The following is a 24,743-nucleotide window of genomic DNA, read 5'->3' as shown; positions in this document are numbered from 1 at the left end:
CCTGTCCCGCATCCACCTGGTTCATTGATGGTTGTCGTCTGCGCCGCGCCTGTTGGCGGGCAGACATTCACTCATCGCTCCGCCCTGCTCGCTCAACCCGCGCACCACGACCTCGGACGATTTGCCGTCACGCCTCGCCAGTTCTGCGAGGTCGAGCAACGCCGCGTATTTCGCTGAACAGTCCGGTGCGGATTCCACCGTTCGGTGTACCGCCGGTGAGTCGGCGTCCGCCATGCCTTCGCCGATTGCAAGCGCTAGCGCCGTCGCTGCCATCAGCACGATTACAGCAGCGGCTTTGCACCACTTTCGCATGCCTGGCGATCTGAAACGGGAGCGGACCGCCATCCCACCGCCCTGCTCATCCCGCATCCGCGCCCCCGTGTCGCCTGAGCTCACTCGCAGGCCGTCGCTCATGACCAGTGCGCCGGCACCCACACATTCCCCACCCAATGTCCCGGCACCCACACGGCCGGGCGCGGCATCGGCGCCACATACACGACGCGCGGCGCGACGTACACGGCCGGCGGCGGCGGGGGCGGTGCGTAGACGACCGGCGGCGGCGCGACATAGACGGGAGGCGGCACATACACGGGCGGCGGCGCCACCACAACCGGCTTCGGCGCAACAACCACGGTCGTGCCTCCGGTGGTGACCACACCGGTCGTCACCACCGTTCCACCCGTTGTCACCGTGGTGCCGTGCGTGCCGGTGGCGGTTGTCGATGTCGTCACCACGCCCGGTGCGACGCGCGTCGCCGTGCCGTAGTGATTGACCGTCCCGCCGTTCGAACCGGTCACCGTCCCCGAACGGGAGCACGAGGCGCCCGCACAGCTGGAAGATGCCGAGTGGTTGACCGTGTTGCCGTTCGAGCCCGTGATCGAACCGGACGACGAATACTGGCCCGGCGCGGTCTTTGTCACATCGCCGGAGGTGGTGGCTGTTTTGCCGTCGGGCCCAGTGAGTGTGCCGGTGTGCGCACACGTGCCGCCGGCGCAACTCGTGTCACCGCTGTGCTGGACCGAGTTGCCGTAGCGGCCGGTGGCGGTGCCCGAATTCGAGAACTGGCCCGGCGCGTTACGCGTCACCGTGCCGGTGTTGGACGCGAAGCCGCCATAAGGGCCGGCCACGCCGCCCGCATGCGAACAGCTGCCGCCGCCACACGAGCCGTACCGCGCACCGCTATACGTGCCATGCGACGTGTAGGCGGTGCCGTGCTGCGACCACGCGAAGGCCGAAGCGCTGCCGAGCGCGAGCACAGCGACGGTCGCGCTGAGCACGAGTTTGCGCAGGGTGCCGCGTGCGGATGCAAGGGTCGTCACAGAGGCGGGGCAAGCGGCAGTGGCCGGGACGACGAACGAACGGTTTTTCACGGTATGTCCTTCTAGGTTCTGGGCCACTTTCAGGCGCTGCGGCGTGGCGACGAACGGACTATAGAAGGACGTGCGGATTTAATCACCAGCGAAGATATGTCACGCTGTTTCACCGCGGAGAAGGCCCGCCAGAAAAGGGTTTGCGGGTCATGAAAGCGGGCCGTGACATAGTTCGACATGAATTGTTGCGGGCGAATATGTCACGTCCGGAGCGCTGCTGTTTCGTCTGAACAAAACCTAAGCTGAAACCGTTTGCACCTGCGCCATGGCCACGTCAGCGACCCGGTCCGCGTGATAGGACGAGCGTGCGAGCGGCCCTGCCACGACCTCGCGAAAGCCCATCTCCAGGCCCGCGTCGCGCCACGCTACAAACTGCTCCGGCGCCACGTACCGCCGCACCGGCATATGGAAGCGCGAAGGTGCGAGGTACTGCCCGATCGTCAGGATATCGACACGATGCGCGCGCAGATCGCGCATCGTGTCGAGCAGCGCTTCGTCGGATTCTCCCAGTCCGACCATCAAGCCTGATTTCGTCAGCACCGATTCGCTCGCCGCCTTGACGCGCGCCAGCAGTTCGAGCGAGCCGCGATAGTCCGCGCCCGCCCGCGCGGCCCGATACAACGAAGGCACGGTTTCAATGTTGTGATTGAAAACGTCGGGCCACGCCTGCGACAACGCAAGCAATGCGCGCTCGACGCGGCCACGGAAATCCGGCGTCAGCAGTTCGACCCGGATGCCTGGCACCCGCTCGCGCAATAACGTGACACAGCGCGCGAAATGCGCCGCGCCGCCATCGCGCAGATCATCACGATCCACCGACGTGACGACGACGTAGCGCAAGCCCAGCGCCGCCACGGCATCGGCGAGCCGTTGCGGCTCTTCAGGATCGAGCGGCGCCGGGCGCCCGTGCGCAACGTCGCAGAACGCACAGCGCCGCGTACAGATGCCGCCCATGATCATGAAGGTCGCCGTGCGCTGCGCGAAACATTCGCCGATATTCGGACACATCGCCTCCTCGCAGACCGAATGCAAGCGATGCTCGCGCAGAATCGCCGCCACGCCGGCAACCGTCTCGCTCATCATCGGCCGCGCGTGCAGCCACGGCGGCTTGGGCAAGGCCTCGCCGCCGGACACCGGCACGATCTTCACCGGAATCCGTGCGAGCTTTTCGCCGCTGCGCTTGCCATGCTGTCCGAGCGCGGTGACGCTGTCGCCATGCAGGGCGGCGTCCATCTCAACGCCCCAGAAAATCGTTGAGCAGGCGGTTCACCTCAGAGGCCGCTTCCATTTGCACCATATGCCCTTTGCCGTCGAGCACATGCACGCGAGCGTCGCCCTGAAGACCCTGCGCATGCGCCGCCGGGATGATCTGATCCTGCGCACCCCAGATCACCAGCGTGCGCGGCGCCAGTTCCGCGAGCCGCTCACGATACCCGGCGCGCTGCGCACCGCCGTCAAACGCCGACGCGGCAATCTTGCGCAGTGCGTCCTGCACGCCTTCGAGCCGCTTGTACTTGACGATATCCTCCACCAGCTGACGCGTGACGAGCGCCGGATCGGCAAAGAGTTTCGCCAGTAGCGGTTTGAGCGCGTTGCGATTGCTGCCCTCGGTAAAGCCGTTGATGTACTCGCCGTTGATCTCCTTGCCCAAACCGGCGGCTGAAATCAGGGCGAGCGAAGCGACACGCCCGGGCGCTTTCGCGGCCACCGTCATCGCAACGAGCGCGCCCATCGAGTGGCCGATCAGATGCGCCTGGTCGATGCCGCGATCGTCCATGAAGGCAATCACGCTGTCCGCGAGTTCATCGGCGCTGCCGGATTCGACTGCTTTACCCGACTCGCCATGACCCGGCAGATCCAGCGCCCACACCGTGCGATGCGCGGCAAGGTCGGCGTGATTGAACAGCCAGTTGTTCAGATCGCCACCGAAACCGTGAATCAAGACGGCGGGCGTGCCGCCTTCGCCAAGCTTCAGATAACGCACGGTGCGGCCGCCAATCTGCACTTTTTCCGGTTGCGGGCCGCTTTCGCCCGCCTCCGACGTCGCCGGCACGAAGTCACGCTGGAACGCTTCGACTGCGGCATCGATCTCCGCGTCCGGCGTTTCCGTGTCGGCCACTACCGCGAGCAACGCGCCGATCGGCAGCGTGTCGCCCTCCTGCGCGATCTGCCGGCGCAACGTGCCGTCAAACGCACACTCGACGCCGGAAGAAATCTTGTCGGTCTCCACGTCGAGTATTTCGTCGCCTTTGGCCACCTTGTCGCCGATTGCCTTGAGCCAGCCGTTGACCTGCCCCTGCTCCATTGACAGGCCCCACTTGGGCATCGTAATCATATGAACCGGCATCGCTTAGGCCCTCACTTTCTGAACGGCGTCGGCGATCTGCGCGGCCGACGGGATGTACATGTCTTCGAGCACACCGGCAAATGGCGTGGGCGTATGCGGCGCGGTCACCATTTCGATCGGCCCCTTGAGCGAGTGGAACGCGCGCTGTGCAATCAGCGCGGAGATATCGGTCGCGATCGAGCAGCGCGGATTCGCTTCGTCGACCACCACCACGCGGCCGGTCCGCCTGGCGCTTTCGAGGATCGTGTCCTCGTCCAGCGGCGAGGTGGTGCGCAAGTCGATCACCTCGACCTGCAGGCCGTCCTTGGCGAGCTTTTCCGCGGCTTCGGTGGCGTAATGCACCATCCGGCCATAGGTGATGATGGTTGCGTCGTCGCCGTCGCGCACCACGTTCGCCTCGCCGAACGGAATCGCATACGACTCTTCCGGCACATCGCCTTCGCGGCTATAGAGCAGTTTGTGCTCGCAGAAAATCACCGGGTCGTTGTCGCGGATCGCCTGGATCAACAGACCTTTTGCGTCATACGGTGTGGACGGGCACACCACTTTCAGACCGGGGATATGCGTGAACAACGAGGTGAGCATCTGCGAATGCTGGGCCGCCGCGCGCAAGCCCGCGCCCTGCATCGCGCGAATCACGACTGGCGTGACCGCCTTGCCGCCGAACATATAGCGAAACTTGGCGGCCTGATTGAAGATCTGGTCGAAGCATACGCCCATGAAGTCGATGAACATCAGCTCCGCCACCGGCCGCATGCCGCACGCGGCCGCGCCTACTGCCGCGCCGATATAGCCGCCTTCCGAGAGTGGCGTGTCGAGCACGCGGCCCGGATACTTGTGGAACAGCCCTTTCGTGACGCCGAGAACGCCGCCCCACGCGTCCTGCTCCCCGGGCGAACCCGCGCCGCCCGCGTTGTCCTCGCCCATCACGATGACGGTTTCGTCACGGGCCATTTCCTGACTCAGGGCTTCGTTGATTGCCTGAGAGAATGTGATCTTGCGTGCCATGTCTGTCTCCAAATGGTTCAGGTTTGCGGAACTCGCGTTACGGATAGGACACGTACACGTCGCTCAACAAGTCCTCGGCGGTCGGCAGCGGCGCCGCTTTCGCATCCGCCACCGCACTCTCGATCAGGCTCTTGACCTCGGCGTCGATACCGCGCAACTGGTCGGACGTCAGCATCTCGGCACGCACGACGCGTTCTTCGAAACGCTTCAGGCAGTCTTTCTCGTCGCGCAGCTTCTGCACTTCACCGGGCGCGCGATAGGTTTGCGCGTCGCCCTCGAAGTGGCCGAAATAACGCGAGAATTTCACTTCGACAAGCGTCGGGCCACCGCCCTGACGCGCACGTTCGATCGCTTCGCCCAGCGCCTCGTGCACCGCGAAGAAATCGAAGCCGTCCACGATCACGCCCGGCATGCCGAAGCCGGCCGCGCGGTCGGCGATGTTGTCGGTCGCCACCGACCACGTCGATGAAGTCGCTTCCGCGTAGCCGTTATTCTCCGCAACGAAAATCGCCGGCAGGCGCCACACCGAAGCCAGATTCATCGATTCGAAAATCACGCCCTGATTCGACGCGCCGTCGCCGAAGAAACACACGCCCACGCCACCCGACTTCTTGTATTTGGCCGCGAGCGCCGCGCCGCAAATCAACGGTCCGCCTGCACCGACAATGCCGTTCGCGCCGAGCATCCCTTTCGACAGATCGGCGATATGCATCGAGCCACCCTTGCCGTGGCACACGCCCGTCCTGCGGCCGTAGATCTCGGCCATCATGCCGTGCACGTCGACCCCTTTGGCGATGCAGTGGCCATGCCCGCGGTGCGTGGTCGCCACGTAGTCCGCGTCGTTCAGATGCAGCATCGTGCCGACCGCCGACGCTTCCTCGCCCGCATAGAGGTGCACGAAACCGGGGATTTCGCCGGTCGCGAATTCGACGTGCAGACGCTCTTCAAACTCGCGGATCGTACGCATCATGCGATACGCCTTCAGCAGTTCGTCCTTGCTCAAATCACTTGAAACCGACATGGTGTGTCTCCTTGGAATGAATGCACCGCTTGCTCAACGACTCCCAACCTACGATTGATGCGCAACCATGCTCGCCACTTCCCTCACCAGTTGACGCGATGCCGCGTACTGCAGCGTGCGTTCCACGTCGACGGTCAGCGGCCCTTTCCAGTCGAGCGCGATCTCGTACCGGTCGCCGCGCTCGAGTTCGATTTCGCGTTCACCGTCGAAAGCGAGCGTGCCGTGTTCGGTATCGAGCGGCGTCCAGACGCCGACCTCGAAACGCTCGCAGGTACGCATGACCACACGCTCGACACGACCCGGTGCAATCGGCGCGACCAGCGGCACGCCGGATTCGCCCGGGCGCGCAAAGCGCAGATGCAAACCATGCGATGCGGTACGCTCGACCGGCGCCCACGCCCCGCCGATCGACGACAGGCCGATGCCGTCGGGCGCGGCGAAGGTCAGGAACAGGGTCTCGATATCCGCCGGGTCGGACAGGGCCCGTGCGCCGACGAAGCGCTGCCGGCTCACGCACACATCCACCAGCGCAATTTCCTCACGCCCGCGATTAGGCCCGGCCACGCAGCGCACCACCAGCCGCTTGTTACGCACCAGCGCCACGTCCGGCGGCACCGCGCGGGACGCGACCAGGGCGCCGGCCAGACCGGCCACCGTTGCTTCGCGCAGATCCGGAAAAGCGTTGTTGGTGCCGGTGGACAAGGTCAGCAACGGCACCCGGCCGCAATGCGCGGCCACCGCGCGATGCGTGCCGTCGCCGCCGAGCACGGCGATCAACTCGACGCCGGCTTGCCGCATCGCCGCGACGCCCGCGTGGGTGTCGGCGACGCTATCGGTGATCGGTTGGTCGATGAACTCGACTGCGGGCCAGCGCTGCTGCGCGGCGACTGCCGCATGCGTATCGAGTGCGCGCAGCAGCAACGCGGCGACCCCGGTTCGGTCGCGCAAAGTCAGCACCCGATCGACGCCGAGTACGCCGAGTCCGGCTAGCAGACGCACGACCATGTTGGCTTTTTCGGCGGTCGGAAACACCGACGCATACGTGGTGAGGCGACGAATGTCGCGCCCCGACGCGGGGTTCGCGATCACGCCGACTGTGACGGTTGATGGCACTGTGCCTGTCTCCTGCCCGCGTCGTGCGCGGACCTGTTTTGGGGCGCCGGGTTCGAGCGGCGGCGCTTTGTCATGCGGGAGAACACTGCAAAGGGTGTGCCAATGTGTTCGCTGCATCGCGACGCAGCGCGAAAGTGCCCTGTTTAAAGGGCCCGGAGAATAAATGGCATGCCAACCAGCGCCGGCAAACGCCATCCGACACACCCATCGCCGCGTCTCAGGGCACGGCGTGCGACGTCGCAAGTGAGAATCGCGAACCAGGGAAACAGGCGCAAAGCCTTTCTGCGCCTCGCTTTCAGCGCCGGGCCAAGCCGTCTCAAGCGTGCATGAGACAAACGTCTCACCCGTCTCACGTGCTGCAATGCAATGTGATTGACGAAGCGGGATGTGCTACAAGAACAGCCTGAACCCACTGTGCGTTGTGCGTCGCTCGCCTGGAGCCGACCATGCCCTACGTTTCGCAAACCCAGCACGTCGACCGCGTGCGCGGCGCCATTGAAGGACGGCTGCCCGCACCCGCCGACAATCCGCGCCTCGTGTCGTCGTGGCAGCGTTCGTTCGAACAGTACCGGCTCGATCCAGGCGCCGTGATCGGGCCACGCGTCCTCACGTCCGCCGAACTGCGCGAAGTGCAAGGCAAGGAAGAAGCTTTTCTGCGCGCCTCGGGTCAGTGTCTGTCGCGCCTGCACGACATGATTCGCGTGGCCGACTATTGCGTGATGCTCACCGACGCGCACGGCGTCACGATCGACTACCGGATCGACCGCGAGCGCCGCAGCGATTTCAAGCATGCGGGTCTGTACATCGGCTCATGCTGGTCGGAACGCGAGGAAGGCACGTGTGGTGTGGCGAATGTGCTGACCGATCTGGCGCCGATCACCGTGCACAAGACCGATCATTTTCGCGCGGCCTTCACGACACTCACCTGCAGCGCCGCGCCGATCTTTGCGCCGACCGGCGAGATGATCGGCGTGCTCGACGCCTCCGCCGTGCAGTCGCCGGATAACCGCGACAGTCAGCGGCTTGTGTTTCAACTGGTGCGGCAAAGCGCCGGCCTGATCGAAGACGGCTATTTCCTCAATCGAACCACGCAGCACTGGATTCTGTTCGGCCATTCGAGCCGCAACTTTGTCGAAGCGCAGCCCGAAGTGCTGATTGCCTTCGACGAAAGCGGCAACCTTGTCGCCGCCAATCGCAAAGCGCGCGAATGCATCCCCGCCCTGACCGGTCCACGCCATATCGACGATGTGTTCGACACGTCACACGTGCAATTGCACGACGTGGCGCGTACGGATGCGATTGTCGGTTTGCGTCTGCGCGCGACCGGCACGATGCTCTATGCGCGCATTCGTGCGCCGCTCAAGCGCGTGCCGCACCGTGCAGCCGGGATGGCGGACGGCGCGCCACGCACCCAGCAAACCGATTCGCAACGCGATCTGCAACTCGGCACACTTGGCCGCTTTCTGCATAGCGCGGACCCGCGTATCGCGCACAACGCGGCGGTCGCATTGCGCGTCGCCGGCAAACGGCTGCCGATTCTGATTCTCGGTGAAACCGGCGTGGGTAAAGAAGTGTTCGCGCGCGCGGTGCACGAGGCGGGCGTGCGTCGCACGCGGCCATTCATCGCGGTGAATTGCGGCGCGATTCCGGAATCGCTGATCGAAAGCGAGCTATTCGGCTATGCACCCGGCGCCTTCACCGGCGCGCGCAGCCGCGGTGCGCGCGGCAAAATCGCGCAGGCACATACCGGCACGCTATTTCTCGATGAAATCGGCGACATGCCGCTTAATCTGCAAACCCGCCTGCTACGTGTGCTGGCCGAAGGCGAGGTCATGCCGCTCGGCGGCGATGCGCCCATACGCGTGGATCTAGACGTGATGTGCGCCACGCACCGCGATCTCGCGCAGATGGTCGCCGAGGGTTCGTTCCGCGAAGACCTCTACTACCGGCTCAGCGGCGCCAGCTTGCCGATGCCATCCCTGAGGGATCGTGCAGATATCCGCGACGTGATCGAAACGGTATTCGACGAAGAAGCGCAAATGGCCGGCCACGTGCTCACGCTCGACGCGCGCCTCGCTGAACGGCTCGCCGCCTTCGCGTGGCCAGGCAACATTCGCCAGTTGCGCAATGTGCTGCGCTATGCCTGTGCGATCTGCGATTCCGCCCGCGTGGAGTTGCGCCACGTCGCGCCTGATATTGCAGTGGCGCTGAGGCCCGCCACCGCGGGCAGTCCGGCGTTGCTGCATGCCGAAGCCCCGCTGGACCCGTGCGACGAGCGCACGCGCATCGTTGAAGCGCTCACGCGGCATCAATGGCGGCCTGATGCCGCAGCCCAGGCTTTAGGCATCTCGCGCGCCACGTTGTATCGGCGCATCGCCAAACTGGGTATCGTCGGACCGCATCGCCGCTGACGCGGCTTTCACCGCGTCCCACATCACAGCGCGCCACGCGCGCCGTGCCGTGTTCCTGAGAATTTTTGAGAATCTTCGTGGCTAGCGTGTCAGAGCCTCAAGGACACCTTCCTATCCTCCTATAGCACAGCAGAATTGCCGCTTTACGCCTAAGAGTTTTCCTAATTCATATCTCAAATAAGTTCGCCTGTTTTTACCTGGGGAAAACCATGTAATCTCTCGGTTTTTCTTTCAGCTTTAAGACAGATGAGTCGAGCGTTGGCCAGCCAACAACTACAGCAAACGGCGGCCCACGCGCGACGCAGGCGTTTCGTTCTTCGTTTGTGCTGCACCGTTGTGCTGCTGGCATGCGGTGTTGCCAACGTCGCGCGCTCCGCTCATGCGGCCGAGCCGGCATGCACCCCTGAAAGCGGCGTTGCCCATCGCCCGGCGGTGGGTCTGGTGCTCTCCGGCGGTGGCGCGCGCGGCTACGCGCATCTCGGCGTACTGAAGGTGCTCGAGGAGAACCGCATACCCGTGGATTGCATTGCCGCCACCAGCATGGGCGCGGTAGTCGGTGGTCTATATGCAAGCGGCATGACGGCGCAGGACATGCAAAACCGGCTGACAGGAACCAATCTGGCGGACATCGCCTTCGACGTGACCGAGCGCGCCGACATGTCGCAGTCGCGCCGCGAGGACGAGCGGCTCTACGTGAGCAGCCTGTCGCTCGGCTACGGTGCCCATGGTTTCCGGCTGCCGGTGGGGCTCGTGCAGGGCAACCGCCTGCAAGCACTGCTGCAGGACTGGACTTCCGCCGTGCCGGGCAATCTCGCGTTCGACCGGCTACCGATCCCCTATCGGTCGATCGCCACCGATCTGCGCACCGGTCAGAAAGTCGTGCTCGATCGTGGCTCATTGCCGCAGGCGATTCGCGCCAGCATGGCCTTGCCCGGCCTGTTCGCGCCCGCCGATATTAACGGCCGAACGCTGGTCGACGGCGGCATTGTCAGTAACCTGCCGATCGAAACGGCGCGCGACATGGGTGCGAACGTGGTGATCGCTGTCGATATCGGCTCGCCGCTGCGGCCGCTCGATGCCCTCGCCTCACCCGCCGACGTGATGCAACAGATGATCGGCATCCTGATCCACCAGAACGTCGCGCGGCAACGCGAGCAGTTGCAAGCGGGTGACGTGCTGATCGAGCCGGCGCTCGGCTCGCTGAGTTTCAGCGATTTCGCCAATGCCAGCCAGGCCATCGCCGCCGGCGCCGCCGCCACGCGCGCGGCCTTGCCGCAGCTTCAGCATCTGGCGCTTTCACCCGCCGATTACGCCGAGTGGCGCGCCCGCCATAGCACGCCTGTCGCGCAACCAGTACGGATCACGAAAATCGAAATCGCCTCGCATGGCGCTGTGCCGGAGGCGCGTATTCGCGAGGCGCTGCATGTGCGTCCCGGCGACGTCTACGATCCGCAGGCGCTCAACAAGGACATGCTGGCGCTCTCCACCGCGGGCGACTTCGAAAACGTCAGCCAGCAATTCGTCGACGACGGCGACCAGCACACGCTCGTCGTCAACGCGCAGCAGAAACTGTGGGGGCCGAATTTCCTGCTGTTCGGGCTGGGCTTGTCGAGTAGTTCCACGGATGAAGGTGGCTTCCGGCTGCATCTGGGTTATCGCCGCCCGTGGCTTACGTCGTCGGGGCTCGAAGGGCGCGTGGACGGAACCATCGGCAGCGATCTGATCAATCTGCATGCGGAGTTGCGGCAACCGCTGTCGAATTCGTTCGGCTACTACGTCGCGCCCTATGCGGAATTTCAGCGCCGTTACGCCAATCTCTACGATGACAGCGGCAACGTCAAGCTGACACAGTATCGGTTGCAGACCGAGCGCGCCGGGCTCGATTTCGGCTTGCCGCTCGCGCGTCTCGGCGACTTCCGCATCGGTGTCGCCTATGCGCACGGTTTCGCGTCGCCCCAATACAACTTGCCGCTCGAAGACGGCCCCAACTCGCCGCTGCTGTTCCAGGATATCGACGGGCGCCAGTTGAGTGCGCGCGCGCGTCTGGTAATCGATCAGCTCGATGACCCGCTGTTCGCGCGCAAGGGCTATTTCGGCGAACTGCGCGTGGAGCGCTCATTGTTCGCCGGCAGCAACAGTTTCACCGAGGTGTATGGCAAGGGCATTGTCGCGGCGAGCTACGGGCGGCACAGCATCAACGCGAGCATTGAAGCGGGTAACGATTTTGGCAACACCAACCTGACCAATCCATTCGGCTTCACGCTGGGCGGTTTCCAGCACCTGTCGGCCTATGCCGCCGATCAGCTGTCCGGCAACTCGATGGTGTACGGCCAGGTCACCTACATGAATCAACTCGCGACGTTTAACGCGTCGCCGATTCGCGGCTTGTTCGCCGGGCTTAGCGTCGAAGCCGGCAACGTCGGAACCCCCGGTTCGCAGTTCAGCAGCGGACCGCTCAAGCGCAGCGTGACGGTGTTCACCGCCCTGACCAGTTCATTTGGACCGATGTATCTCGGCGTCGCGTTCGCACCGGGCGGGCGCAGCAACTTTTACTTCCAGTTGGGGCATACGTACTGAATCCACGTTGAGTCTGTGCTGAGTCCGCTTTGGCGCGGTGGGATTCAAACCGTGGCTGCCGGCCAGCTCATTTCAAAGCGCGCACCGCTCAACGTCGACGGATCTGTCACGACGATCCGGCCACGGTGGGCGCGCAGCACCTGCTGCGTGATCGCGAGTCCCAAACCGTAGCCACCTGTCTGGCGATCGAGCCGCACGAAGGCGTCGAAGATACGCTCGCGTTGCTCGGGCGGCACGCCGGCGCCGTCGTCTTCCACGTAGATTTCCACGTTACCGTGGCGGACATCGAGCCCGACCATGATCCGCGATTGCGCGTACTTGCCCGCGTTGCGCAGCAGGTTTCGCATCGCGTAGGACATGAGACGCTTGTCCATCACCACACGTAGCGAAGGGTCGATGCCCACTTGCGCGATGATCTGCCTGTCGGCGTAAAGCAGCGTGGCGTCCGTGATCTGGCTGTCGAACCATGTCGCGAGTACGGTCGACTCGAGGTTCGATTGCAAGGAGCTGTACTCGAGACGCGCGTAGGTCAGGCTCATGTCGATGAGCTCGTCGAGTTCGGCAACGTCCTGGTCGATGCTCGCTAACGCGCTGTGGTATTCGGCGGCCGAGGCGGGTTCGCGCAGGATTTCCAGCGCGAAGCGCACGCGGGCAAGAGGCGTGCGGAGTTCGTGGGAGATGCCGTTGGTCAGCTCGCGCTGGGCGGCGATCAGGCGTTCCATGCGTTCGGCCAAGGCGTTTAGCGTACGGGCCAGTGGGCCGATGATCACGCTGTGAGACTCGCGGGCGCGGGTGTTGAAGCGGCCGCCTGTGAAGTCGATCGCGCGCTCGCGGACCATTACCAGATCTAGCCAGACGGGGCGCATCCAACGGTAGGATGTGATTGCTGGTAGTAGTAGGGTCGCTAGTGCGATTGGGATTGCGGTTTTTGCTTCTCTTAGTGCTTGCCAGAGGGGTTGTGGGGTTTGTTGCTGTGCTACGGCGAGGATTGTTATTGATGCTGCTAGCACCAGCGTTGTCAGAGTTAACAGGCGCGTGTAGACACGCAGGTACAGGCGCGACCAGCTCGGGATTCTGTCGGCTCGGGTGTCCGTCCAGGAACGGCGGAAACGGTGCCAGCGCCATTTTGCATAGCGGTAGGGGTTTAGGTTTTTTTGCTCCGCTTGAGGTGGCATGTTTTTGTCTTTGCGGTTCCTAATGCGGTTGTGGTTCATTAGCGTCGCCCCTGTGCGGGGCGGCACCTACTTTTCTTTGCCGCCGCAAAGAAAAGTAGGCAAAAGAAAGCGGCTCAAACCGCCAATTCTTAAGCGGGTCCCCTGGCTTGGAGGGAATTGTGGCTCCGTAGAGATTGGGCCCGCGCACCTCCCCGCCTGTGTGACAAGGCCGTCATTCCTCCGGCGGCGCTGCGCGCGCCGGGCGGTACTTCAGCAAACCGTGGGGTGGATTTTTCTTTCGTGGCTTTTTTTGTTCCTCTTTCCTCGTTCACTCCCGGCTCACGAACGCCACGGCTCTTTCCGCCACCATGTTGCGCTCGTTGTCTAGTGTGATCATGTGGTAACTATCGGTCAAGCGTACCAAAGTCACCGACGCACTTCCCAAGTGCTCGCACACAAATTCCGCGGAGCGGATGCTCGTTACTTCGTCTTCCTCTGAATGCATCACAAGCGTCTCGCACGTGACTCGACCCAACGCGCGCTTTGCCGCGAAGCGCATCCAGTCAACTTGCTCGATCGCCGCTAGCGGCACATACGGGTAGTGAATGTCGCTGCCCTTCTGTAAATGGCGGCGGATCAGGTTGCGGATTCGCGCGTTCTTGATGCCGAACGGTTCGCCCTCAGGCACGCGGACCAAACGACGTAGCCCCGGCACGCAATACATCAGATAGCGCAGCGGACGCAGCCGCGAACCGCCCCAGCCATCCAGAAACAGTGGCGGCGACAGCAGAATCAGACGGCCTGTTGTCATCCGCTCCCGCGCGCTCAACATCAGTGCGAGCAGCGCACCCATCGAAATGCCAGCGACGTCCACGCGCTCGTAACGCGTCAGCAATTCACGGTACGTGCGGCTCAGCAGTTGCATGTAGTCACGCAATGTCACTCGGCTCAATGCGTCAGGATTCGAACTGTGGCCGGGCAATGGCGGCAGGTGCACGTCGCAGCCGATCTGCTCGAACTTGCGATCGAGCGCACCGAAATCGTGGCGTGTGCCGCCCAAACCGTGAATCATCAGCACGGCACGGCGGGAAAGAGGGGAAACGCAAGTGGACATCGAAGAGCCAGTCGTTAAGTACGACTCCGATGCTAATCACCCTCCCCACGTATGACTGTCGATTTCATCGTCCGAATGTGCAGTTTTGTCGACGGATATTGCAAACGGTTACGCTGCCGAGACGACGCCCCCGCGTTAATCCCACGCCAGCTTGCTGAACTGATAGCCCTTGCCGCGTATCGTCTTGATGCGCTGTGGCGTGCCGGCGTCGTCATGCAGCTTGCGACGCAGCCTGGAAATGCCGCCGTCGATCGTGCGGTCAAGACCGTCGAACTCGATGCCGCGCAGTTGCAGCATCAACTCGTCGCGGCTCACCACCTCGCCCGCGCAACTCACCAGCGCCCACAGCAAATCGAATTCGGCCGAGGTCAGCTCGGGCAAGCTGCCGTCCGGCAGTTTGACGGCGCGGCTCGTGCGGTTGATCTCGAATTTGCCGAATGCATAGCTCTCGGGTTGGCCGGACTCCGGCGTGCGACTGCTCACACGCCGCAACTGCGCCTTGATGCGCGCCAGCAGCACGCGTGGTTCGACGGGCTTGTGTACGTAGTCGTCGGCTCCGAATTCAAGGCCCAGCACCTCGTCGAACTGATCGTCGCGCGCGGTCACCATGATGATCACGCCGTCGAACTGTTCGCGCGCCTCGCGACAAATCTGGAAGCCGTCCTTACCCGGCAGGTTGACGTCGAGAATCACCAGATCCGGACGGCGTTTGAGAATGGCTCGTACAGCGTCGTTGCCGTGCAGCACCGTGTCGACTTCGTAGTCGTGTTTGCGCAAGTAGCCGGCGACCAGCGTGGACAGGCGTTCATCGTCTTCGACAAGCAGAATCCGGAATGACATGGGCGAATCTTTCAGAGCTGACTGTTTCAATAGCGGCTGGCCGCGGTACGGCACGAACAGCATCGGTTCGACCCACGGCTCGACATACAGCATAGCGGATGTGCCGCACAGCATGCGACACCTGTGACAAATCTCGACAACCGCACACTCAATTCGACACGGACGCAGTCTCGGCGCCACTAGCATCCTTTTCGTTGAAAGAGTCAAAAGGATCTATCGTGATGCCTGTTTCCAATCAAGAGACTCGTACCCGCTCGCTGTGGCTCGCGCAAGTCACCACGTCGTTCGCGGCCATTCAACGGACGGCCCACGTCCTGTATCCCGGCACCAGCGCGTTTCATCGCTGGCGACGCGCGCGGCTATGGCTGCGCTCGCTCACGTGCTGGCGCTCGACGCAAACATGGCTCGAACACTGCGCTGTTTCGCCCCTGCTCGATCTGGTTCAACGACACCCCACCGCACTCGAACGCATGCACCGCCCCTTCCTGCACACCCGCTTCAGTCCGCGCGAACGCCTGATGGCGAGCCTCGACCACCACACGCTGACGCAGCAGCGCATGCCGCAACTCGCCGCACGCGTCGCCCGCCTCGGTTCGGCAACAATCGCCTCGTTCGCGGTCGACGCCGAGCGCTGGCATGTATCGCTGGAGTCGATTGATCAGTTTCAGAAAGAAGGCGACTGGACGTTATGCATTCGCGACGCGCGGGACCAGCGCATCGTTTCGTGCACCTTCAGTTTCGCCTATCTGGGCGGCAAGGTGCGGCGGCCGCGTCTTTGCATCGGCTCCGTGCAAGGCCCGGATAGTTCCGTGAACGGCCGTGAACTGTTTCGCGCGCTGACCAAACGTTGGTATGGACTGCGGCCGAAAGTGCTGGTGATTTACCTCGCGCAATGCGTCGCCGCAGCGCTCGATGCAGGCGGCACCTTCATCGTCTCGAAGCAGGCGCACATCTATACCAACTGGCGCTATTGCCTGAGAAAGTCTCGCGTGGCGGCAGATTATGATCGCCTGTCGCACGAGTGCGGCGCGCTCGCGCGCTGGAACGGCTGGTTCGTTCTGCCACCGCCGGCGCGCTATCTCGCCGAGCGGCAATACGCCGATAACGGTGGCGCGACGCGACGCAAGCGCTACGCATTGCGACGCTCACTCGCGACGCAGATCCGTCAGAGCATCACCACGAGTCGGACACACCAAAGCTTCGCATTCCACGTTGCCGCTTGAATCTATTGCGATTTTTTTATTGACAAGACATGCGACAAAACGGCACACTCGATCGCATGTTGACGCACACCTCCATCGCCACCGCGATTAATAACCCAACAATGCATGCCATCATCGGCAGGCGTTTGGGAGCATGTGCGCGTTAGCAGTCTGAATCTGCAATCAGAACCCAAAGGCCCCGCCGGTAACGGAAGGGGCCTTTTGTTTTATGGGCGCCTCCGTCCGCCGGCTCGATGACGGAGAGCAAGATGGATCAGGCAAGCCCGCAGTGCATGGACGACGACTCAAGTCTGGTTGGGTATCAGCAGGACGACAGTCTGCCGAAGGTGGTTGTACATTTTTCCGTAGTCCCGGGCGCGACGCTGACATGGCGTGTCGATGCCGAGAGCGTGCTGCGCGTGCGAGGCGCACGTGTATGGCTCACGCGCGTCAGTTCGCCGTACGATCACTGGCTCGAACCGGGCAACGAGTTCCGGCTGCAGCGCGGTGAGCGTGTGTGGCTGAGTACGGATGACGGAAGCGGCGCACGCGTGTCGCTGAGTTGCGCGCTACCCGTGCGCCATGGGTGGCTCGGGCGTTGGCTGGGTCGGCTTGCATGGTCAAGCCTGGGCACGCTGCTGCCGCGTTAGCATGCGCGGCGGTGACGCAGTAGTCCCACCTTCGCAGGTAGAAAAGCAAACACCCCTGCAAGGAGGGGTGTTTGCATGTGCGCTCAGGCATGCTGGCATCGCGTTGCGCGGTTGAGGTGGTGTGTGGAAACCGCGCGCTGGTTGGAGGGCGTCTGCTGCCCTCTCTGGTCAATGAACGGTGAAATGGTAGGTCCCTGAACCTGCCTCATAGACTGAATATCCTGGCTCGGGGCGGATAAAACGCGCGCCGTCGCTTTGAACGCTCCCGCCCTTGTTTCGTACCCAGATTTCCGCGCTCGTGTTCACAGGGATACTCACAAAAAGCTGCGCGTTGTCACTCCCTTCATTCCAACGCACGGCAATCGGCCCGTAGCCCGATTCAAAACGGACATTCGCCGAGTTCACCTGCCCTCCCGGAACAGGTTTAACAACGAACCGTTGAAATCCGGGCGTCATGGCGCGGATACCAGCAATGTTCTGATACATCCACTCTCCTACCGAACCGTAGGCGTAATGGTTGAACGAATTCATCGCCTTGTTCTGGAAGCTTCCATCCGGCCGGATTCCGTCCCAACGTTCCCACATGGTTGTCGCGCCTTTGCTGATCTGGTAGCCCCAGGACGGAAAGGTCTTCTGCAGCAGAAGACGGTAGGCCACGTCCTCATGACCGGTTTCGGAAAGCGCTGGTAACAGACGGGGCGTGCCAAGGAAGCCTGTGGACAGGTGCCAATCCTTGTCCTTGATCAATTGAACCAATCGATCCGCGGCTGGCTTCCGTAATTCCGTCGGCACGAGATCCATGGTCAATGCAAGTGCATAGGCAGTTTGCGTTTCGACCGTCAATCTGCCATCGGGAAAGACATACTTACGAATGAATGCAGTACGGATCTTCGAAAAGAGTTCGTCATAACGGCGGGGATCCTTGTTGAGCGCCCGTGCAGCTTTACCCACGGTGCGAGCACTTTCCGCAAAGAAAGCCGTGGCGATCAGATCTTTTGGAGTCTCGTCGTTCACGTTCAGCCAGTCACCGTAGCCGCTACTGGGTCGAAGATAGCCCGTACTATTCGTTTCGAGCCAGGAAAGCCATTTGTCCATTGCCTCGAAGTTTTGCTCGAGTATGCGCAGGTCACCGTAATGCTCATATAACGTCCACGGCACGATTACGCCCGCATCGCCCCAACCAGCGCCAGCGTTTCCGATGCCCTGGATGGTAGGTGCAACGTCGGCAAAGGCGCCGGCTGGCGATTGAGTGTCACGGAGATCGGTCAGCCATTTTGCCAGGAAGGACAGAGTTTGCATGTTGTATGCCGCTGTGCCTGCGAATGCTGCGATGTCTCCTGTCCAACCCAGACGCTCGTCGCGTGCCGGCGTGTCCGTTGGGACCGAGAGAAAATTCCCGCGCTGACCCCACACAATATTGTGCTGCAGCTGATTCAGCATTTGCACGTTGGTGGCAAACGACATCGTCAACGGCATTGCCGTATGCAATACGCGTCCGACGATTTCGGGCCGGGACGTTGCCCCGCTAACTTCGACGTAGCGGAAACCATGAAACGTGAAGGCAGGCTCAAATTCTTCCATGCCCTGCCCACTCATGATGTACTGATCCGTAGCCTTTGCAGTGCGAAGGTTGTCGGTATACACCGTGCCATCCGCGTTCAAGACTTCGGCGTACCGCAGCGTAACGACTTGTCCAGCCTTGCCGCCGGCGCGCAGCCTGACGACTCCGACCATGTTTTGACCCATATCGTAGACGTATGTGCCGGGCCTGATCTGAGTCACCTTTATCGGTTTTAACTCACGGTCAGCACGGATGGGAGGATCGACTTGCGCAACCAGGGCTGCGTTCACATTCGGGCCTATCCGTACCGGCTTCCAGCTTTTATCGTCGTAGTTGGGTAAATTCCAGCCTGGTGTTGCCAGGCGGGCGTCATATTGTTCGCCCATGATCAGGTCGGAGCTGACGATGGGACCCAGCGTGCTCTTCCAATTGCCATCCGTGGCAATCCGCTCGCTGCTGCCGTCCGTGTAGCGCAATTCGAGCTGCGCACGCAGGTAAGGCAACTGGCCATACTGATTCGGACCTAGCGAGCCAACATTTCCGGCATACCAACCGGGACCGAGATTGACGGCAATGGCATTACGGCCCTTGCGGAGCAGGTTTGTCACGTCGTAGGTCTGATATTGAATCCGCTTCTGATAATCGGTCCAGCCCGGCGCAAAATAGTCCGGACTCACAGCCTGGCCGTTGATTTGCGCTCGATACAATCCGAGTGCGGTGATGTACAGCCTGGCGTCTTTTATTGCTTTGGTGGCATTAAATTCCCGGCGCAGCTGGGATGTCAGCCCATCGGGTTCTTTCGCGCCACTGATTTCCCATTTTGTCTTGCGGTCGCCCTGAATTTCCTTTTTGTTGACGTAGGCTTCGCCGAACGAATACTTGCAGTCAGGAAACGTGTACCAACCGACCTTGCCAGTGACGTCAGATTGTTCCAGGTAGTATTTGCCCGGTGCGAGAGGTTTGTCGAGTTTCAGGGTTGCCCAGTGATTATCCGGGTGGTTGTCAATGCGGTGTTTGGCCAACAGTTCGCCCCCAGGCCCGTTTTTATACAACGAGAGGGTAAAGCTGGAATTCGCGGTGCCGAAGGTCGGAACCTCGGCGCTGACCGATGCGATCGCATAATCCGTGGTGAAGCTCTGCCCTTGAGCCTGGCCCGGCGGAAGTTGCGCCGTAACGGCCGGAATTTGCCATTTTATGAGGTCGGGTGGCAGCGGCTCATTACCATGACGGCCAATCCACTGCGCTTGCCAGGCGGCGCCGTTCAACAATCCCATTTCCCACCAGGAAGGTTTGCTCCAGGCAGATGGCAGACCGTGAGCATCCCAGACGCGGACCGTCCAGAAATAGCGCGTACGTGAACGCAGCGGAGCACCTTTATACGAAACGAATTGCGACTGATCTCCGTCGACCTTGCCACTATCCCAGACATCCGGGGTCTGGAGTTTCTCCGGACTCAATGCGACGCGGATTTGATAGGAGGTCTGCCTCTCGTTACGCTCGTTCGATGCGATCACCCAGCTGAATCTTGGCGCCGGAGTGTCAATACCAAGCGGGGTGGAAGCGTTTTCGATCGACACGCTCTCAATTCTCACGGCCTCCGCGGCACTTGCCGTCACTGTGCAAAACCACAGAATGACTGCAGAAGCAAAGACGGTAACGAGTCCTCGAATTTTCATGTGCCAAGGCTTAGGTCGCGGCCACCCACGGAGTCACCGGCGACGCATTGAAGGGGAATCGGCAATATTAGCAGGCGAGGCCATGCGCACGCGACTAAGGCGCGTGGCCTGATGAAGCGATCCCGACGCGGGCAACGCGCGATCGAGCATCGGCATATGTGCCAGGTGAAAGTGGAATCGCAGTTTTGTACTGCGCGGGCGGCGAGGATACGAAGCGTAGGCGGGTTGCCCAATGAAAACGACCCGACCGCACATGCGACCGGGTCGTCCTCAGATGTAGGCCATGACCAGCGCAGGTAATTGCCGGCGTAGGCAATTACCTGCGCATGGCACCGCTTACTGCGCGGCCCCTTGCGGCGTCACCTGCACAGCCGCGGCCGACACGAATACCGCGTGAATCGTATCGCCGACCTTGACGCCCTTGAGGTCGACGTCCGGTCCCACCTGCAGTGTTTGCGTCTGATAGGCACCGCGCAACGTGACGAGGCGCTTCTTGTGATCGATCTTCTGCACCGTGGCGAGCACTTCGATCTGACGCGCGGATTCAAAGCCGCCGGAAGCCGGTGCGTACACCTGCGTATCGACGCGGGCGCGAATGCCCTTGTCCGCGCCGGTGACCTTATCGGCCTTCACGAGCAGCGCGTTCTTATACAGTACATCGACCCGATCGCCGACCCTCAGTTGATCGAAGCCTGCCACTGCCTGGCTCACCAGCACGACCACCGCGTTGCCGCCCGGCCCTTTGAGCGTCAACGTGCGCGTGCCCGGATCGATACCGACGATCTGCGCCTTCACATGCACCGGCTGCACTGCGCCGACGATACCCTGTGCTGCGCTGGCCATCGCATCCTGCGCCCACGCCGGCTGCGCCGCGGCGACTGCCGCTACCATTAACGCTGCTCCAATCGTCGCTGCCTTCATTCACCTTCTCCTTGAAAAATCGTTTGATCTGGCGATGTGCAATCGGCAATGGATGAATACCGATTCGCAATGCCATGAATACACCGCATCTTCAGGATCACAATTACTAAAAGCGTACAGCGCCACGATTGTACATGCCTCACAAGAAACCACGATCGTTTAAATTGTCATTCTTAAATCACCGCGTCATATAAGACCAAGGCGCGGCGCGGCATGGCGTCGCGCCTTGATCCCACCAGACGCCATATCGCTTTCAGGTTTTTCTGTCAGGAATATAAACGCGGCGGCGCATTCAGATTATGCGGGCAGCATTAAATACACACTGCATGAAAGACTATTATTTTCATCCACAGCACCCGCCGCGCCGTAATCGGAAGACATCATTGCGGACGATTAAGCATGGATTCAATAAAAAGGGAATCCGACTGCCGCACAAAATAAAACAGCCCCATCGCACACGCGATGGGGCTGTTTTCGAAGTGACCGCGAGCGTGCCAGCGCAACGCGCCGACGCAACGCGCCGACGCATCGCCCAGGCGCTAAATCATCACACGCGTTCGATCGCGATTGCGATGCCCTGACCCACGCCGATGCACATCGTGCACAACGCAAAGCGACCTTGCGTGCGATGCAGCTGATACATGGCGGTGGTCACCAGACGCGCGCCGCTCATGCCGAGCGGGTGGCCGAGCGCAATCGCGCCGCCGTTCGGATTCACGCGTGCATCGTCGTCCGCGACACCGAGTGCGCGCAGCACGGCGAGACCTTGCGAGGCGAATGCTTCGTTCAATTCGATCACGTCGAACTGGTCGATGGTCATGCCGAGGCGTGCCAGCAGCTTCTGCGTGGCGGGCGCCGGGCCGATGCCCATCACGCGTGGCGCGACGCCTGCGGTTGCGATACCCAGCACGCGCGCGCGCGGCGTCAGGCCGAAGCGCTTTGCAGTGTCTTCGTTGGCGAGTAACAAAGCCGCCGCGCCGTCGTTCACACCAGATGCGTTGCCTGCCGTCACGGTGCCGTCAGCGCGCACCACGCCCTTCAGTTTGGCAAGCGTTTCGAGACTGGTTTCGCGCGGGTGTTCGTCTTGCGAGACGGTGATCGGATCGCCCTTCTTCTGTGCGATCGTCACGCCGACGATTTCCTGTGCCAGCGTGCCGTCGCGTTGTGCGCGCGCCGCCTTCTGCTGGCTGCGCAACGCAAACGCGTCCTGGTCGGCGCGGCTGATCTTGTAGTCGGTCGCGACGTTTTCGCCGGTCTCCGGCATCGAATCGACACCGTAGAGCTGCTTCATCAGCGGGTTGACGAAACGCCACCCGATCGTCGTATCGAAGATGTCGGCCTGGCGCGAAAACGCGCTGGTGGCTTTGCCCATCACGAACGGCGCGCGGCTCATGCTTTCGACGCCACCCGCCACCATCAACGCGGCCTCGCCCGACTTGATCGCGCGTGCGGCGATGCCGACCGCGTCCATGCCCGAGCCGCACAGACGGTTCACCGTCGAACCCGGCACGCCTTGCGGCAAACCGGCGAGCAGCAGCGACATGCGCGCGACGTTGCGATTGTCTTCACCGGCCTGGTTCGCACAGCCGTAAATCACGTCGTCGATCGCGTTCCAGTCGACGTCCTTGTTGCGCTCCATCAGCGCTTTGAGCGGCACGGCACCCAGGTCGTCGGCGCGAACCGACGACAGCGAGCCCGCATAGCGGCCGATCGGGGTGCGAATGGCGTCGCACAGGAAGGCTTCGGTCATGTGATGTCTCCAGTTAATTTGTTCTATATACGAACAATAGGTCATATACCGAACATCTAGACACGATAATAGGCGTGGGGCTGAAACCCTGTCAAGCGAAAGCCAGACGCGGACCAGGGAACACACGCAGCCTCGCGGCCACTCGCAAAGCGTCTGACAAATAGCGCACCTGTGCCCTCGAAAGCCCTGTCGCTCACGCCAATCTCGCCTGTGTACGGGCTGCCCGCGGTTGTCAGCGGATCTGAATGCGCTCGTCTGCGATATAGCTGCGGATCACATCGGCGAAACTGCGCTCGCTCGTCAGGCCGAGCCGTTCCGCGCGTGACGTATCCCACTGCCCGGGCCAGCTGCCGACAATTTTCTCCGCACGCGGATCCGGCTCCCACACGATACGCCCGGCGGTTTCGTCACCGGCGACCTCTCGCAGCGCCGCGACCATCTCGTCGACAGTGACCGAAATTCCCGGCAGATTCAGCACACGCTGGTTGCCGAGCACGGCGGCCTCGAGTTCCAGCCCGAGGATCAGGCTTTCGATCGCCTTGCGCGGTGACAGCAGCCACAAGCGCGTGTTGCCCGACACGGGACACACCGCCGCTTCGCCGTTCAGCGGTTCGCGAATGATCCCGCTCGCGAACGACGACGCCGCCGCATTGGGCTTGCCCGGCCGTACGCTGATGGTGGGCAGGCGCAACACGCGACCGTCGACGAAACCGCGCCGCGAGTAATCGTTCAGCAGCAGTTCGGCGATCGCCTTCTGCGCGCCGTAGGACGATTGCGGATTCAGCGCCGTATCGTTCTGCACGACTTTGGGCAGATCGCCGCCATAAACCGCCACCGAACTCGTGAACACCACGCGCGGTGCATGTCCGCGTTGCCGGCACGTTTCCAGCAATAAACGCGACGCATCCAGATTGATACGCATGCCGAGATCGAAATCCGCTTCGGCCTGCCCGCTCACGATCGCGGCCAGATGGAAGATCACCGACGTCTTCTCGTCGATCACGCCTTCGAGCACGCTGCGCTCCGCGATATCGCCAACCTCGGTACGCACGCGGCTGTCGCCGAAATCGCCCGCGCGCGCGACATCGAGCAGCACCAGTTCGGTAATCGCTTGCGGCGCGCCGTGCGCGTCCTTCAATGAACCGCGCGCCAGCAGTTCGCGCGCGAGGCGCTGACCGAGAAAACCCGCACCGCCAGTAATCAGTACTTTCATGATGTCGTGTGTCCTTGTAGACCGCGTTAGCGAGCGTCGTTCAGATAGGGCTTGAGCCAGCCGAGGCCGGCCGAGGTCGCCGCCCGCGGCCGGTACTCGCAACCGATGTAGCCGTCGTAGCCGAGCGAGTCGATCAGTTCCAACAGATACGGGTAGTTCAGTTCGCCGATATCCGGCTCGTGCCGCTCCGGCACGCCGGCAATCTGAATGTGGCCGATACCGGCCATATCGCGTTTGAGTTTCACCGCGAGATCGCCCTCGACGATCTGGCAGTGATAGCAGTCGAATTGCACCTTGAGGTTCGGCGCCCCGACTTCCGCGCAAGTCGCCTGCGCATCGTCCTGCCGGTTTAGAAAGAAGCCGGGAATATCGCGCGTGTTGATCGGCTCGATCACGACGGTGATGCCTTCGGCTTGCGCGGCCGTCGCGGCATAGGCAAGGTTCTTCAGGTACACCTCGCGATGCCGCGCGCGCGGCTGATCCGCGCCGATCAGCCCCGCCATCACATGCAGTTTGCGATTGCCGAGCACGCGCGCGTATTCGAGCGCCGTGTCGACGCTGCGATGAAATTCGTCTTCGCGGCCCGGCAGCGATGCAATGCCGCGTTCGCCCGCGGCCCAGTCGCCGGGCGGCGCATTGAAGAGCGCCTGGGTCAGGCCGTTCGCATCGAGCCGCGCCTTGATTTCTCCGGCACGGAAATCGTAGGGAAACAGAAACTCGACCGCCTTGAAGCCGTCGCTTGCCGCGGCGGCGAAACGGTCGAGGAAAGCGTGCTCGTTGTACATCATCGTCAGATTGGCGGCGAAACGGGGCAT

At 62.3% G+C, this 24,743-nt stretch carries 19 protein-coding genes; 4 read left to right on the top strand and 15 right to left on the bottom strand.

The window, feature by feature from the left end; genetic code table 11:
• Positions 1 to 21 precede the first annotated feature (21 nt).
• The 7 genes from PQR27_RS21700 to PQR27_RS21670 all read right to left on the bottom strand — a co-directional run bounded on the left by PQR27_RS21700 (position 22) and on the right by PQR27_RS21670 (position 6,859).
• A complete protein-coding gene (locus tag PQR27_RS21700) occupies positions 22 to 312 on the bottom strand; it encodes a hypothetical protein (RefSeq protein ID WP_408525714.1) in 291 nt (96 codons plus the stop codon).
• 98 nt (positions 313 to 410) lie between these two features.
• Positions 411 to 1,370, bottom strand: coding sequence for a hypothetical protein (locus tag PQR27_RS21695; RefSeq protein WP_408525713.1), 960 nt, complete (start codon positions 1,368 to 1,370; stop codon positions 411 to 413).
• Positions 1,371 to 1,607: 237 nt separating this feature from the next.
• On the bottom strand, positions 1,608 to 2,603 hold the full coding sequence (gene lipA, locus PQR27_RS21690) for a lipoyl synthase (RefSeq protein ID WP_408525712.1): 996 nt from the start codon (positions 2,601 to 2,603) through the stop codon (positions 1,608 to 1,610).
• 1 nt (position 2,604) lies between these two features.
• Positions 2,605 to 3,717: an acetoin dehydrogenase dihydrolipoyllysine-residue acetyltransferase subunit gene (locus PQR27_RS21685; RefSeq protein ID WP_408525711.1), complete on the bottom strand. Its 1,113-nt coding sequence runs from the start codon at positions 3,715 to 3,717 to the stop codon at positions 2,605 to 2,607.
• Positions 3,718 to 3,720: 3 nt separating this feature from the next.
• Positions 3,721 to 4,725 (bottom strand): alpha-ketoacid dehydrogenase subunit beta, encoded by a 1,005-nt coding sequence (locus tag PQR27_RS21680; RefSeq protein ID WP_408525710.1) that lies wholly within the window; start codon positions 4,723 to 4,725, stop codon positions 3,721 to 3,723.
• Between the two features lie 37 nt (positions 4,726 to 4,762).
• On the bottom strand, positions 4,763 to 5,746 hold the full coding sequence (locus tag PQR27_RS21675; protein ID WP_408525709.1) for a thiamine pyrophosphate-dependent dehydrogenase E1 component subunit alpha: 984 nt from the start codon (positions 5,744 to 5,746) through the stop codon (positions 4,763 to 4,765).
• Between the two features lie 48 nt (positions 5,747 to 5,794).
• On the bottom strand, positions 5,795 to 6,859 hold the full coding sequence (locus tag PQR27_RS21670; protein ID WP_408525708.1) for an ATP-NAD kinase family protein: 1,065 nt from the start codon (positions 6,857 to 6,859) through the stop codon (positions 5,795 to 5,797).
• A 446-nt stretch (positions 6,860 to 7,305) separates the two neighbouring features.
• Between PQR27_RS21670 and PQR27_RS21665 the strand changes: the two genes are divergently transcribed.
• Complete coding sequence (locus PQR27_RS21665) at positions 7,306 to 9,270, top strand: sigma-54-dependent Fis family transcriptional regulator (RefSeq protein ID WP_408525707.1); 1,965 nt, start codon at positions 7,306 to 7,308, stop codon at positions 9,268 to 9,270.
• Positions 9,271 to 9,528: 258 nt separating this feature from the next.
• Positions 9,529 to 11,847 (top strand): patatin-like phospholipase family protein, encoded by a 2,319-nt coding sequence (locus tag PQR27_RS21660; protein ID WP_408525706.1) that lies wholly within the window; start codon positions 9,529 to 9,531, stop codon positions 11,845 to 11,847.
• Positions 11,848 to 11,891: 44 nt separating this feature from the next.
• On the opposite strand, the gene PQR27_RS21655 is transcribed toward PQR27_RS21660, so the two are convergent.
• The 3 genes from PQR27_RS21655 to PQR27_RS21645 form a co-directional block, all read right to left on the bottom strand.
• The gene (locus PQR27_RS21655) at positions 11,892 to 13,022 is read right to left on the bottom strand and encodes an ATP-binding protein (RefSeq protein WP_408528261.1); all 1,131 of its coding nucleotides are present in this window, start codon (positions 13,020 to 13,022) and stop codon (positions 11,892 to 11,894) included.
• A 307-nt stretch (positions 13,023 to 13,329) separates the two neighbouring features.
• Positions 13,330 to 14,115 (bottom strand): alpha/beta hydrolase, encoded by a 786-nt coding sequence (locus PQR27_RS21650; protein ID WP_408525705.1) that lies wholly within the window; start codon positions 14,113 to 14,115, stop codon positions 13,330 to 13,332.
• 135 nt (positions 14,116 to 14,250) lie between these two features.
• Positions 14,251 to 14,955 (bottom strand): response regulator, encoded by a 705-nt coding sequence (locus tag PQR27_RS21645; protein WP_408528260.1) that lies wholly within the window; start codon positions 14,953 to 14,955, stop codon positions 14,251 to 14,253.
• A gap of 221 nt (positions 14,956 to 15,176) precedes the next feature.
• On the opposite strand from PQR27_RS21645, the gene PQR27_RS21640 reads away from it, so the two are divergent.
• Positions 15,177 to 16,178: a DUF535 family protein gene (locus PQR27_RS21640; RefSeq protein WP_408525704.1), complete on the top strand. Its 1,002-nt coding sequence runs from the start codon at positions 15,177 to 15,179 to the stop codon at positions 16,176 to 16,178.
• Positions 16,179 to 16,426: 248 nt separating this feature from the next.
• The gene (locus PQR27_RS21635) at positions 16,427 to 16,807 is read left to right on the top strand and encodes a DUF2917 domain-containing protein (RefSeq protein WP_408525703.1); all 381 of its coding nucleotides are present in this window, start codon (positions 16,427 to 16,429) and stop codon (positions 16,805 to 16,807) included.
• Between the two features lie 168 nt (positions 16,808 to 16,975).
• Here the strand turns inward: PQR27_RS21635 and PQR27_RS21630 are convergent, their stop codons facing one another.
• The 5 genes from PQR27_RS21630 to otnI all read right to left on the bottom strand — a co-directional run bounded on the left by PQR27_RS21630 (position 16,976) and on the right by otnI (position 24,743).
• A complete protein-coding gene (locus tag PQR27_RS21630) occupies positions 16,976 to 19,945 on the bottom strand; it encodes a family 78 glycoside hydrolase catalytic domain (RefSeq protein ID WP_408525702.1) in 2,970 nt (989 codons plus the stop codon).
• 435 nt (positions 19,946 to 20,380) lie between these two features.
• Positions 20,381 to 20,965: a hypothetical protein gene (locus tag PQR27_RS21625; protein WP_408525701.1), complete on the bottom strand. Its 585-nt coding sequence runs from the start codon at positions 20,963 to 20,965 to the stop codon at positions 20,381 to 20,383.
• Positions 20,966 to 21,512: 547 nt separating this feature from the next.
• Positions 21,513 to 22,715 carry a 3-oxoadipyl-CoA thiolase gene (gene pcaF / locus PQR27_RS21620; RefSeq protein WP_408525700.1) on the bottom strand — a complete coding sequence of 401 codons (1,203 nt, stop codon included), beginning with the start codon at positions 22,713 to 22,715 and terminating at the stop codon, positions 21,513 to 21,515.
• A gap of 232 nt (positions 22,716 to 22,947) precedes the next feature.
• A complete protein-coding gene (gene denD, locus PQR27_RS21615) occupies positions 22,948 to 23,928 on the bottom strand; it encodes a D-erythronate dehydrogenase (RefSeq protein ID WP_408525699.1) in 981 nt (326 codons plus the stop codon).
• Positions 23,929 to 23,954: 26 nt separating this feature from the next.
• A complete protein-coding gene (gene otnI, locus PQR27_RS21610) occupies positions 23,955 to 24,743 on the bottom strand; it encodes a 2-oxo-tetronate isomerase (protein ID WP_408525698.1) in 789 nt (262 codons plus the stop codon).

Source organism: Paraburkholderia fungorum, assembly GCF_046027215.1.
Classification (GTDB): domain Bacteria; phylum Pseudomonadota; class Gammaproteobacteria; order Burkholderiales; family Burkholderiaceae; genus Paraburkholderia; species Paraburkholderia fungorum_D.
Note: the sequence above shows the minus strand (reverse complement) of the source record. Positions and strands in the feature narration are given on the sequence as shown.